The organism is Exiguobacterium sp. R-17, assembly GCF_049913315.1.
Lineage (GTDB): Bacteria > Bacillota > Bacilli > Exiguobacteriales > Exiguobacteriaceae > Exiguobacterium_A.
This window is the reverse complement of record NZ_CP184372.1, coordinates 362,317-375,002: the sequence shown is the minus strand read 5'-3', so window position 1 is coordinate 375,002 and position 12,686 is coordinate 362,317. Positions and strand designations below refer to the sequence as shown.

At 49.6% G+C, this 12,686-nt stretch carries 10 protein-coding genes; all 10 read right to left on the bottom strand.

Features of this window, described 5'->3' with window-relative positions; all coding sequences use genetic code 11:
* Nucleotides 1–35 precede the first annotated feature (35 nt).
* Entirely contained in the window at nucleotides 36–1,040 is a 1,005-nt protein-coding gene (locus ACN9MT_RS02045) for an aldose epimerase family protein (RefSeq protein ID WP_426272694.1), read from the bottom strand.
* Nucleotides 1,037–2,533 (bottom strand): UDP-glucose--hexose-1-phosphate uridylyltransferase, encoded by a 1,497-nt coding sequence (locus ACN9MT_RS02040; protein WP_426272693.1) that lies wholly within the window; start codon nucleotides 2,531–2,533, stop codon nucleotides 1,037–1,039. The genes ACN9MT_RS02045 and ACN9MT_RS02040 overlap by 4 nt, the downstream gene beginning before the upstream one ends.
* Before the next feature lie 30 nt (nucleotides 2,534–2,563).
* Nucleotides 2,564–3,562 (bottom strand): UDP-glucose 4-epimerase GalE, encoded by a 999-nt coding sequence (galE, locus tag ACN9MT_RS02035; protein ID WP_290786130.1) that lies wholly within the window; start codon nucleotides 3,560–3,562, stop codon nucleotides 2,564–2,566.
* Entirely contained in the window at nucleotides 3,563–4,735 is a 1,173-nt protein-coding gene (locus ACN9MT_RS02030; protein ID WP_426272692.1) for a galactokinase, read from the bottom strand. It abuts the gene before it with no gap.
* Nucleotides 4,732–6,855, bottom strand: coding sequence for an alpha-galactosidase (locus ACN9MT_RS02025; RefSeq protein WP_426272691.1), 2,124 nt, complete (start codon nucleotides 6,853–6,855; stop codon nucleotides 4,732–4,734). The genes ACN9MT_RS02030 and ACN9MT_RS02025 overlap by 4 nt, the downstream gene beginning before the upstream one ends.
* Before the next feature lie 14 nt (nucleotides 6,856–6,869).
* The gene (locus tag ACN9MT_RS02020; protein WP_426272690.1) at nucleotides 6,870–8,864 is read right to left on the bottom strand and encodes a beta-galactosidase; all 1,995 of its coding nucleotides are present in this window, start codon (nucleotides 8,862–8,864) and stop codon (nucleotides 6,870–6,872) included.
* Between the two features lie 25 nt (nucleotides 8,865–8,889).
* Nucleotides 8,890–9,675 carry a carbohydrate ABC transporter permease gene (locus ACN9MT_RS02015; RefSeq protein WP_035411101.1) on the bottom strand — a complete coding sequence of 262 codons (786 nt, stop codon included), beginning with the start codon at nucleotides 9,673–9,675 and terminating at the stop codon, nucleotides 8,890–8,892.
* Between the two features lie 13 nt (nucleotides 9,676–9,688).
* Nucleotides 9,689–10,651, bottom strand: a complete 963-nt coding sequence (locus ACN9MT_RS02010; RefSeq protein ID WP_035411105.1) for a carbohydrate ABC transporter permease — start codon at nucleotides 10,649–10,651, stop codon at nucleotides 9,689–9,691.
* A 72-nt stretch (nucleotides 10,652–10,723) separates the two neighbouring features.
* Nucleotides 10,724–12,034 (bottom strand): ABC transporter substrate-binding protein, encoded by a 1,311-nt coding sequence (locus tag ACN9MT_RS02005; RefSeq protein ID WP_426272689.1) that lies wholly within the window; start codon nucleotides 12,032–12,034, stop codon nucleotides 10,724–10,726.
* 29 nt (nucleotides 12,035–12,063) lie between these two features.
* The gene (locus ACN9MT_RS02000; RefSeq protein ID WP_035411111.1) at nucleotides 12,064–12,546 is read right to left on the bottom strand and encodes a hypothetical protein; all 483 of its coding nucleotides are present in this window, start codon (nucleotides 12,544–12,546) and stop codon (nucleotides 12,064–12,066) included.
* Nucleotides 12,547–12,686 lie beyond the last annotated feature (140 nt).

Below are 12,686 nucleotides of genomic sequence, written 5' to 3'. Positions count from 1 at the left end.
CCCTGTCCAATTGGACACGGGAAGCGGGGCTTATTTCAAGATACTACATTAAAACGATAAGCTGTTTTCCAGTGATAGGTCTCACCAGGTGATAACAGGATTGAAGGAAAATCGGGTTCATGGACTGCATTCGGATGGACTTGTGTTTCAAGGCATAAACCAAGTGATGGTCGAGCAGGAACACCATGAACCGTATAATCGGTCAACAGTTGCGTTCCGGTATAAAGTACAACTGTCGGCTGATTCGTCGTGACGTCGACGAAACGACCGGATACCGGATCTGCGAGTCGAAGTGTGTTATCCCGCAACACGAAGGGATGATCGTAGCCATTTCCGACAGCGATCGTCTCAGGATGCTCAAGCGTAATTCCCTTACGAATCGACTGACCGTTCCGGAAATCGAATGGGGTTCCGGATACATCCCGTTGTTCGCCTGTCGGCAAGCCGTCTGGCTGGACCGGTAAGTAACAGTCGCTTGGTAACGTCAAGACATGATCTAACACATCTCGCTTCGCATTTCCAGATAGGTTGAAGTACGTATGATTCGTCAGATTGAGTGGTGTCGTCTGATCCGTCACCGCCGACATCTCAAGTGTCAATGTCGTATCTTTTAGTCGATAAAACACATCGAGTGTGACTGTTCCCGGATAACCTTCTTCTCCGTTTGGACTTTTTAAGCGCAAATGGAATAATGTATCCGTCGCTTCGATGACATCAAACCACGCTTGATCAAATCCGTGAATTCCACCATGCAGATGATTCGCCCCGTCGTTTGCGACGAGCGGATAAACGTCTCCCGCTACTTCGAAACGTGCCTGTCCGATTCGACCAGCGACGCGTCCGACGATTGCCCCGAAGTACGGCGAGTGTTGTTGATAGTCTTTCACCGTCTCTAGACCTAAGACGACGCTTTCCAAATGACCATCCCGATCAATCGTCCGGATGTCCTGGATAATGCCGCCATAGTTCCAGAGTGTCACTTCGATGCCTTCCTGACGTAATGTATGTCGAATCAACTCTTTCTCCAGTAGTCGTGTCATCGTTGTTCCTCCACTGGTTGGCGCGTCACGAGTTGAACGAATCGTCCGAACGCCGCCTGACCTTCCTCTGTCTGTTTAAAGACACCACAGTCCTCAAGACCACGTACGAATTTTGCAGCAACTGCTTGCTCGACGTATGTCGTGACATGTTGTCCGACATACGCTTGTTTTAGTTCCTGTGCCCAGTCAGCATGAGCGACAGCTACTTCGTCGACTTCACCTGTGATGAACTGTTCGACCTGTTGCAACTCTTGAAGCAGGCGTGCCGGTAAGACTGCCAGTCCCATCACTTCGATCAAACCGATATTTTCTCGCTTGATGTGGTGAATATCGGCATGCGTATGGAAAATACCGTCCGGATGTTCTGCTGACGTCCGGTTGTTCCGTAAGACGAGATCGAGCTCGAATTGTCCATCACGTTGACGGGCGATCGGCGTCACAGTATTGTGTCGCGTCTCACCAGTATGTGAACGAATCTCTTGACTCTCATCCGTGTACGTCAACCATGTCTCATAGACGGTCGTCGCAGCATTGAGTAATGCCGACGCATCTTTACTCTTCAGACGCAACACACTCAGTGGCCAGTGTAATGTCTCCCCAGTGACTGTCGGCTGATCCGGGAACGTAAAGGATGTTAAAGTTTTTGCTCGGTCCATCGCAAACGTATAGCGTCCGCCCTGATAATGATCATGCGTCAGGATCGATCCACCAACAATCGGCAGGTCAGCGTTCGAACCAGCGAAGTAATGTGGAAACTGCTCAACGAAGGCAATCAGACGTGCAAAGGCATCCCGATTGATGACCATGTCACGATGTTCCTGCGACAGGATGATGCTATGTTCATTGTAGTAGACGTATGGTGAGTATTGCAGTGCCCACGATTCTTCCATCAGTGTCAGCGGAACAACCCGGTGATTCGCACGGGCCGGATGATTCGCACGACCCGCGTAGCCGACATTTTCGACGCACAACAGACAGGTTGGATAGTTCGACGCCGTTGGTGCCTCCGTCCGAGCTGCTGCGATTTCACGCGGATCTTTTTCCGGCTTCGATAAGTTGATCGTGACATCGATCGTCCCGTAAGCCGTCTCTGCTTGATACCGTTTATTTTTAGCGATCCGCTTCGTTTGGATGTAGTTACTCGCTTGGCTCAGTTGATAGAAGTAATCTGTTGCCGCTACCGGTGATTCAGCGTACAGACGGCGGAATGCCGCCGTCACGTCAGATGGACGGGCAACGAAAATGTCCATCACATCTGCTTCGAACTGCTCTTTGTCTTCAAGACGCGCCGGCAACTGCCCACTTACGATCAACACTTCAATCATGTCGTCCAAAATATCGGGAATTGGGCGAGATGGTACGTCTGCCTGTTCTTCAAAATCGGCTTGACCGATTCGCGCTAGAATCCGGTTCCGGGCGTAGATCGCATCTTCCGGTTCAATCAAGCGTTCCTGGATCGCTTGCGCTACTAACTGTTGGATGAGTTCATTCATCGCCGTCACTCTCCTCATTCTGTCTCTCTATTAACGAACGCTCGTCCGGTACCCTTCTGGATTGTGCGCATGCCAATTCCAAGCATCACGGATGATCGTTTCGATGTCGGTACGTTGTGGTGTCCAGCCGAGAACTTCTTTTGCTTTGGCAGATCCGGCGATTAAGATACTCGGATCCCCTGCACGACGTTCAATGATCCGTTCTGGAATCGGATGTCCCGTCACGCGACGGGCTGCTTCAATGATTTCCCGAACGGAAAACCCTTGGCTTGAACCGAGGTTAAAGACCGTACTCTCGTTTCCATCAGCCAAATAATCAAGTGCTCGCATATGGGCGTCGATCAAGTCCTCGACATGGATGTAATCACGAATACAGGTACCGTCAGGCGTTGGATAATCATCGCCATAGATCGAAATTTCTGACCGTTGTCGGTTGGCAACTTCGAGGACGAGTGGGATCAGATGGGTTTCCGGCGTATGATCTTCCCCGATTTCTCCTGTTACGCGCGCACCGGCAACGTTGAAGTAACGTAATGCGACATAACGTAAGCCATATGCTTGTTCAGACCATCGCATCATCTTCTCCATCATCAACTTCGTCTCACCATAGGCATTCGTCGGACGCGTTTCTGCTGTTTCGAGAATCGGCATCTGCTCCTGTTCACCGTATGTGGCTGCCGTCGAAGAAAAGACGATCTGTTTAATGTCATGGGCAATCATCGCTTCGAGCAACACTTGTGTCCCGTAAACGTTGTTATCAAAGTAGCGTAATGGTTCTGTCATCGACTCGCCAACGAGTGAAAAAGCAGCGAAATGGATGACCTGCTCAATCGTCTCTTCCGTAAAGACGCGATCGAGAAAAGCACGATCGCGTATGTCTCCTTCATATAGACGTGCCCGCGGATGAACCGCTTCACGGTGACCGGACTGCAGATGGTCGATGACGACGACATCCTTTCCGGCATCAATCAATTGATAGACAGCATGGGAGCCGATATAACCAGCTCCACCTACGACTAAAGTTGCCATTTAGATGACCTCCCGTTCGATTTCACGTGCTCCGTCACCGACCGTCGCCGTATAGAACGTCGCTGGGTAACCGATCCTTGCTTCATATTGTTCGCCGACAGCTTGTTTGAACGCGTCGACTGCCTCGTCTTCAACGATCGCAATCGCACAGCCACCAAAACCAGCACCTGTCATCCGTGCGCCGAGCACGCCCGGTTGCTCCCAAGCGGCTTCGACGAGTGTATCGAGTTCAATCCCTGTCACTTCATAATCTTCCCGTAACGAGACGTGTGAAGCATTCATCAACTGACCGAACGTCTTCAGTTCTCCCGCTTCGAGTGCCGCTAGTGCTTGAAGTGTTCGTTCATTTTCTGAAATCGCGTGTCGGGCACGACGCATCAAGATTTCGTCTTCCCATGCGACTTTCGTGAATTCTGACGTCGTCCATTGTCCAAGCGTTTCCCGTGATGTGAACTGATTGAGATAAGCGAGTGCTGCCTCACATTCCGCCCGGCGTTCATTATATTTCGAATCTGCCAGTTCACGGCGTTTGTTCGTATTCATGATGATGATCGTATATCCCGTCAAATCGAGTGGAGCATACGTATAGTCGAGCGTTTCACAATCGAGCAATAATCCTGCTCCCGCTCTCCCCATACCGATCGCAAATTGATCCATGATACCACTATTGACACCGATATAACGGTTTTCGACCTGTTGACCAAACCGAACGAGATCAAGACGTGGAATGTCTAATCCATACAATCGATCGAGCAAGACTCCGATGACGAGTTCAAGTGAAGCGGATGACGAAAGACCGGCTCCGTTCGGGATGTCACCTTGAATCAAGATGTCGCATCCTGTATTGATCTGGTATCCTGCTTCCTGTAGGACTGAAATCATACCCTTCGCATAGTTCGCCCAACCGTGCGTCGCGTCATACGCCAGTTCTTCGAGTGCGACTTCGATGATGCCGTCCTGTTCAAAATTCAGCGAGTAGAAGCGGAAACGTTGATCGTCTCGTTTTCGCGCGATCGCGTGTGTACCGAACGTTAACGCGCACGGAAAGACGTGACCGCCATTGTAATCCGTATGCTCACCGATTAAATTGATCCGACCCGGGGCAAAAAAGCGATGCGTCGACGGTGAGCCAAACCGCTGTTCAAATTGTGCTTCTAACGTCTGGTCTGTCATACGATCGTCTCCTTTGATTCGAGTAGTGAGAGCGCACGATGGACCGGCTGAATCCGCAGACAGCGGGCTTCATAATCCGTCGTGTATGAGAACGTCAAGCCTTGTTGCATCAAGTAGGCACCGCTTAACGTCCGGTCCTCGACTTGGTAGCGCATTGTTGGGTCGAGTCCTTTTAGCTTGAAGTGATACTGATGTATTCCGTATTGCCGAAGTGGCGCGATCGCGAGCAAGACTGTTTCTTCTTCCGATGTATACTGCATGACACTTGGTGTCTGTTGTGTGAAGGATGAAAGACGGTACTGGATGCCGCGTTGGATTGTCGGACGAATCGCTTGATAGGTCTCGATCCAGCCTTTTGCTTCCGCTAACTCATCCGTCGACCACTCGCTTAAGTTACCACCGATCCCGAGCGTTCCTTGCATCGAGGAGACGAAGCGTGTCGCAAGTGGCACGTTGCGTCCATTTAACCAGTTCGGTCCGTCCGTTACCCAGCAGCTCATCATCTTCGCGTTATAAGCGTAAGAGAAGTCATGCTGAATTTGTAAGCGATCGAGTGGATCCGTGTTATCACTTGTCCAGACTTGCTCCGTCCGTGCGAGGATCCCGAGATCAATTCGTCCGCCACCACCGGCACAGGCTTCGAAGTCGACCGCCGGATGCAAGCGACGCAATTCATCAAAGATCCGGTACAATGCATCGACGTGACGTTTCCATAATTCCTGTTGGCGATCCGTCTGGTCTTTTGGAACACCCGGTTCCGAGAAGGCACGGTTCATGTCCCATTTGATGTAGTCGATCGCGTGACGCGTCAGCAAGTCATCCATCATCTCGAGAATGAATTGCTCAACTTCTGGTAATCCGAGATTTAAGACGTATTGATTCCGTGACGTCGTCCGAACCGCATCCCGTGCATGATAAATCCAATCCGGATGCGCCCGGTATAGATCAGAATCCGGGTTGACCATCTCCGGTTCGACCCATAGCCCGAACTGTAACCCTTGTTGTTTTACATATGAGATCAAAGGCTCTAGACCATTCGGAAACTTTTCCCGATTGACGTGCCAGTCCCCGAGTCCCGCTTGATCGGAATGGCGTTCACCGAACCAACCGTCATCGACGACAAACAGTTCACAGCCGATTCCTGCTGCAAGATCGACGAGTTCACGTTGACCAGATTCCGTCACATCGAAATAGGTCGCTTCCCACGAATTATAGAGAACTGGACGATCAGTCGCACGCGGCATGATGACATCACGTTGGAACGCATGCGCATGGGCGCTCATATCTGCGAAACCGTCCGCATACCCGATGTAGAACGTCGGTGTGGTCAACTGTTGATGATGTGATAGTTTCCAACTGAAATCAAACGGATTCATGCCACCCGATAGCTGAACGAAACCGAACGCATCTTGTTCGACGTGAATCGCCCAGTTGCCGGAATAAGCAAAATGTCCGTAAACGACTTCACCGCTGTCTTCTGTCGCATCCTGCTCGAGTGCGAACCAAGGATTCGCTTGATGACTCGTCACCCCGCGCCGACTTTCAATCGTCTGGCGTCCTGGTGTCACCGGTGTGATCTGTTTCTTGAACTCACCTGTCCACATCCCAGCGAAGTGATGCAGTTTTAAATTCGGTTGATGCCAACGTCCCATCGCAAAGGACTGGGCTGCTGTTAAACGAACAGGTAATCGTCCTGTATTTTCGACGACAATCGAGCGACCGATGATATCGTAATCTTCAAACAGTTCATATTGCACTCCGACACGCATCTCCTGCAACGGATCAAAAAGCCACAATGTCAGTTTCGTTTCTGTCTGCTCGGAGCGTTCAAACTGGAACTGGTGAATCCGTTGTCCGTCCTCTCGTTCCGATTTCAAAGTTGGCTCCGTGTACAACATCTCGCCGAATGGTACGAAATCATACGTCGCAACGCCGTCTGGTGATTCAAACGAACTGTGTGCGACGACCGGACTCGGTAATGCTTCATAATCATCCCGGTACGGTAACTTGGCACCGAAATAGGTGTGAATCAGCTTACCGTTCGCACCGACCGTCACGACGTGAGCGACCCGCTTCCCCTCGACGACGAAACGACGTCCTGCTACTTCAAAGATTGCCATGGTTCTCTTCCTCCTTACGTCGTCAGAATCAGTGTCTCGAGTGGTGCGAGTCGGACCGTTCCACGATATGTCTCTTCCTTTGTCAATGCTTGGTATGTTCCGTCGAGCGTGACGTCCCGTGCTTCTTTCGTGTCATGGTTCATCAAGAAGAGGAAATCGCGTTGTTCGCCGTGACGACGAATGATTTCAACTTGATCCGGAGCATCGATCATCTCGATGCCAGCCTCTGTGAACGCTTGACGGTAAATTGTATCAATCATCGCATCATCAATCGATGAGCCGATGTAGGTAATCATTCCTTTATAGGCATTGCGCGTCACAGCCGCTACACCCTCGTAGAACGTATCTTCATAGACAGCAAGCGTCTCTGCTGTCGTTGGTGTGATCAAGTCACACCAGAGGCGCGCTGTTGAGGATTGTCCTGACATCTCGCCGATACCTGCCACCTTATGTTGCTGAACGGATTGAAGTGACTCATATTCGTCGATTTCAATACCCGCATACGGTGCGAATTTACCCGGTAACGTCGTCGGTACGACATGATTTCGTGCATCTTTGACACCTGTCCGGTACGTGAAGATGACGTGACCGCCTTTTTCCATGTACGCAATCAAGGCGTCATCGAACGTAGGATTCGTCAAGAAATAGAGTGGAACGATGATCAGTTTATAACGAGATAGATCATCACCTGGGAAGACGATGTCGGTTGCGACTTGTTGACGAACCGCTCCGCCATAGAAGCGGACGAACTCCGTCCGAAAATCAAACGCATCACTGTGCGGCTGATGCGTCCACGCCCAGACGTTTTCTTGATCGAAATAGACACCGACCTTCGCGTCGTAACGGCTTGCGTTGATCTCATCGCCATACGTATTCAGTTCCGTCATGATCTGTTTGACTTCTTCGAATTTCCGTTTCGGTTTTCCATCATGATCGATGATGCCGTGACAGAACTCCTCTGTTCCAAAATGAGCAGCCCGGAATCGGAAGTAGACGATCGCTTCTGCTCCCCGCGCGACTGCTTGATACGTCCAGAGACGAATATGCCCTGGTCGTGGCAAGTAACCGATTTTACTCCAGCCTTGTGCGCCACTCAACTGTTCCATGACCCAGAAGCCTTTTCCTTGCTTCGAAGAGCGGCAAAGATCATGATCGCTTGCCATCTTCTCGAACCGGTTCGGCTCCGGTAGTCCACCCCAGACCGGGTAGTTATCGAACGCGACGTAATCGAGATCTTGCGCCATTTGCTGTTGATTGACCGCCATGTCACTGTAGACGAGGTTGTGCGTGATGAAGACGTTCTCTGGGATGTAGCGACGTAAGACATCGACTTGTAATTTGTTGTAGTACGTATAGCCGTCGGCACAAAAACGATCGAAGTCGACGAGCAGGGATGGGTTATGTTCCTGATAGACTTTACGCGGTACCGGGATTTGATCCCACGCCGTGTACGTCTGACTCCAGAAGACGGTTCCCCATGCTTCGTTCAAGGCATCAAGCGTTCCGTAACGGTTCTCTAACCAGCGCTGAAAAGCAGCGCGGTCGACATCACCGTAAGAACGATCCGATTTCTCATGCCCATATTCATTATCCGTTTGCCACCCGATAACACGAGGATGTTGACCGTATCGTTTCGCCATCTCTTCCGTGATCTTGACGGATAGTCGTTGGTACGTTTCGCTGTGGACCGTATAATGGCGACGAGCACCAAAGCTGATCGTCACACCGTTCTCATCGACCGGTAAGATTTCTGGATACTTCGTACACAACCACGCAGGTGGTGTCGCGGTTGGTGTCCCGAGTACGATATCGAATCCTTCCGCACTCAAACGTTCGATGACGTCATCCCAAAAACTAAAGTCATAGACGCCTTCTTCCGGCTCCATCATCGACCAAGCGAATTCTGCGAGACGAACGACGTTGACGCCAAGTTCCTTCATCAGTCGGAAGTCTTCCTCCCATAGTGCTCGTGGTGTTTGTTCTGGATAATAATCGACTCCTAAATACATTGTGCTCCCCCTTACGCAAAAACAATTATTTTACTGCACCCGCCGTCATCCCTTTTTGGAAGAAACGTTGGAAGAAGATATAGAAGATCATCGTCGGTAAACTGATCAAAACAAGTGAAGCGTAGATTTTCCCTGGGTCCCCGCCAAGCGCATCCTTGAAGAAACTTGGTGCCATCGTGACTGTCTGATAAGCAGGGTCGGTCATGAACGTAAGAACCATCAAGTACTCGTTCCATGAGTTAAGGAACGCATAGATTAAAGCTGTTGCGAGCGCTGGTTTTGCGAGCGGTAGCATGACTTTGAAGAAGACTTCAAGAATCGTCGCACCATCGATATACGCTGCTTCCATCAATTCGTTTGGCAATTCATCAAAGTATCCTTTGATAAGCATCAGACCGAATGGTAAGAAGAAGGCAACTTCCGCTCCGATCAGTCCCCAGTGGTTGTTCAGCCCGTCAAATGAACGAAGCGTGAAGAACAAGGGTACGATCATCGATGCAACAGGTAACATGAGTCCAGCAAGGACCATGTTGAACAAAAGACGTTTTCCAGCAAACTCAAGCTTCGAGAAAGCGAATGCTGCGAACGCCAAAATCGTGATCGAGATGATGATCATGAAGAAAGCGACAAAGAAACTGTTGAAGACGAATGTCGGGAAGTTCGGGTTTTGCAATGTCGCAATATAGTTATCGAATCCATTGACGCGAAGACTCTCTTTGAACATGACGAAAATTGGGAATAACCAGACGATTGACGCAAGCGCCAATACGAGGTTAATCATCCAGCGGCTTTTTTTAGATTCTACATCCATGGGTCGTTCCTCCTTAGTTATCCATTTTCTTTTGTACACGCAATTGGAAGTACGTGATCAGCAAGGCGATCGTCAGTAGGATGATGGCAACAGCACTCGAGAAACCAACTTCCTGTTGCAACATCGATTTTCGGAATAGGTATGTCGAAATGAACTCCGTCGACGATCCTGGTCCACCAGCTGTCGTGATCCAGACTAAGTCAAACGTCTTCAGACCACCGATAACTCCGAGAATCGACAGAGTGAACGTCGTTCCTTTCAAGTTCGGGAAGACGATGCTCCACAGTGTCCGGAAGAATCCAGCTCCATCGATTTTTGCTGCTTCGAAGATTTCCTTCTCAATCGTCAACATTGCCATGTAGTACATGACCATCGAAGAACCCGTCCACTGGAAGATGTTGATCGCAATGACGGAATAAAGCGCGATGTCCGGATCACCGAGCCAGTTCTGCTCGAGGCTACCGAGACCAATCGCACGGAGGAACTCATTGATGTAACCAAACTGGAAATCATAAATTTGTGAGAATGCCGCACCGAGTACGACAGGACTCAAGACGACCGGGAAGAAGAAGACCGACTTCATCGCCGTCCGCAATGGTCCCGGTGTATGCAGGAAGTACGCCAAGACGAGACCGATACCAGCTTGAATCGAAACGGTCAAAATCGTGAAGATGAATGTGTTCTTCAGCGAGAGATAGAAGTCCGGATCTTGGAACATCTCAGCATAGTTGTCGAGTCCGACGAATACTTTGTCAAACGAAATCCCGTCCCACGAGAAGAATGAATTATAGGCATTATAGAAAATCCCATAATAGATGAAGCTGACGACGAACAAGACGATCGGAGCAACGAAGGCCCATCCGACCATGTTTCGCTTCATGTTCTTTTTCTTCTTCGGTGCGGGCGGGCGTGTCGCCACCGGCTGGAGCGGTTCTGCTTTTGGTTTAATCGGCAATTCCTGTCGCTCTGTCTGCATATCGATTCCCCACTTTCCTCAAGTCCAAAAATCAGGAAGTGGCACGCAGGCGTACCACTTCACTGTCGAGTCTTATTTCGCTGATTGATCCGCTGCGTCTTGAACGCGTTGTAGTGCTTCTTTCGGATCTTGTCCTGTCGCGATGTTTTGAAGTTCCTTACCGAGGATATCGTTTAATTTCGTATCTCGGATACCACGGCTAGCAACCGCTTTTGCTAATGTGTCGTTTAACATCTTGTACGATTCTTTTTCGCCTTCAGATGTGAAGGCAGCGTCTGAATCGACTTTGACATCCTTGATACCAGGTGCCATTTCAAACTCACCCATGTAGACTTCTTGTCCTTTTCCTTGACTCATGAAGGCGATGAACTCTGCTGCACCTTCTTGTTGTTTCGACTCTTTATTGACACCAAGTGCCATATCGATCGATGCGATGACCGGTTGCTCTGTTCCACCTACTAAGTTCGGGAGTGGAACGAATCCGAGTTCATCTTTGATTTTCCATTTGTCTTTTTTCTCAGCTGTTGTCATCGAGTGTGCTTCCCATGAACCGATGACCCACATCGCTGCTTTTTTATCAAAGAATTGGTTCATCCCGTCATTGTATGTCGCTAGACCAAGCGCTCCTTCTTGGAAAACTTTATCTTTGAAGAGATCTTGCCAGACTTGTGCTGTTTTAACCATTTCGTCGTCTGTCCATTTTGCTTGACCCGAGAGGACTTTTTGAATGTAACCTGGTGCGACCTGGTGGCTGAGGACGTTGTAGACATCGATGTCAATCCATGCATCTTTTGCTCCGAGCATGAGTGGGATGACTTTATCGCCTGATTCTTTAATCTTCTTGACTGCGCTGACTGTTTCTTTGTAGTTCTTCGGTGGTGTCACACCGTATTTATCAAGCATCGTCTTGTTGTACATCAAGTACGCTTGACCTGTGAAACCAATTGGAACTGCATATTGTTTGCCGTCAATCGTTGTTTGTTCGATTCCGAGCTCGACGAACTTATCTTTCCATCCTTTACCTGCTGCTTTATCCATGTACGAATCGACCGGTACGACGCGATCCTTGTACTGCTGAATCATCGGTTCTTTCAGACCGATGATGTCTGGGCCTTTACCTGACAGCATCGCGACCTGTAATTGTTTTTCGTAGTCTTCACTGTATCGTTTGAATTGAACGACGTATTTATCTTGTGATTTATTGAAAGCATCAACGACAGTTTTCCCCGCTTCTGGTTGCGGTGCCCAGCCCCACCATGTGACGATCGTCTTACCGTCTTTTGTTTTCGTTTGTTGCTCGTCTTCGCCACCACAAGCGGCGAGGAATGCGGATAATGTTAGGACTGATGCTGCAGCAACGAGTTTCGTTTTTTTGAATTTCATGTAAGAGCTCCCCTTTTATGTGTAAGTAGTCAAGCGTATCGTCTAGCGTGTTCCCCTTCGATTAGTGCTTGTCGGCACCATTCTTCGATCACCTTCGTCTGAATCGGCATTCCCTGTAGCTGAATCAATACACGGGCGATCAATCGAAGACGGTATGCCAGCGTATCGACGTCCGGTCGGACGAAGAGATATAACTCTCCACCCAGCGTCAAACAACCGGCAGAGCGCATGTGTTGCATGAGTGCGCGTAATTCAATGTATCCGCTCTCATTTTTTCGAATGTGTAGCTCGGATGAACGGATCGTCAGGACCCCTTGTACCGATGACATCCGGAATTGAAACACACCGTCACGTCGTGGTCGGACGAGCACGATATCCTGCTCGTCTGTCGGGACATCGCCTGGACCCTGTTCTGTCATCTGTTGCGTTGACCGATGAAAATAAAAACCGCGGATTGCTCCGTAACGCCCGAAAGCTTCACGGTACGAAACCCATGGATCGTGTGGTTCCATTGCGCGATGCCTCCCTTTCCTGCTTCAGCTTGATTAGCCCCTGCTAACCTGCATCCACCTCCACTTAGTTGACCATGAACTTAGTAAATTAAATTTATTATCTAACTTTATATCGACTATAGCACATTGGTTTTTAACTT

Excerpts from the sequence above, each read along its gene's own strand:
- ACN9MT_RS02045 (WP_426272694.1), bottom strand. The coding sequence starts at position 1,040 with ATGACACGACTACTGGAGAAAGAGTTGATTCGACATACATTACGTCAG.
- ACN9MT_RS02040 (WP_426272693.1), bottom strand. The coding sequence starts at position 2,533 with ATGAATGAACTCATCCAACAGTTAGTAGCGCAAGCGATCCAGGAACGC.
- galE (WP_290786130.1), bottom strand. The coding sequence starts at position 3,562 with ATGGCAACTTTAGTCGTAGGTGGAGCTGGTTATATCGGCTCCCATGCT.
- ACN9MT_RS02030 (WP_426272692.1), bottom strand. The coding sequence starts at position 4,735 with ATGACAGACCAGACGTTAGAAGCACAATTTGAACAGCGGTTTGGCTCA.
- ACN9MT_RS02025 (WP_426272691.1), bottom strand. The coding sequence starts at position 6,855 with ATGGCAATCTTTGAAGTAGCAGGACGTCGTTTCGTCGTCGAGGGGAAG.
- ACN9MT_RS02020 (WP_426272690.1), bottom strand. The coding sequence starts at position 8,864 with ATGTATTTAGGAGTCGATTATTATCCAGAACAAACACCACGAGCACTA.
- ACN9MT_RS02015 (WP_035411101.1), bottom strand. The coding sequence starts at position 9,675 with ATGGATGTAGAATCTAAAAAAAGCCGCTGGATGATTAACCTCGTATTG.
- ACN9MT_RS02010 (WP_035411105.1), bottom strand. The coding sequence starts at position 10,651 with ATGCAGACAGAGCGACAGGAATTGCCGATTAAACCAAAAGCAGAACCG.
- ACN9MT_RS02005 (WP_426272689.1), bottom strand. The coding sequence starts at position 12,034 with ATGAAATTCAAAAAAACGAAACTCGTTGCTGCAGCATCAGTCCTAACA.
- ACN9MT_RS02000 (WP_035411111.1), bottom strand. The coding sequence starts at position 12,546 with ATGGAACCACACGATCCATGGGTTTCGTACCGTGAAGCTTTCGGGCGT.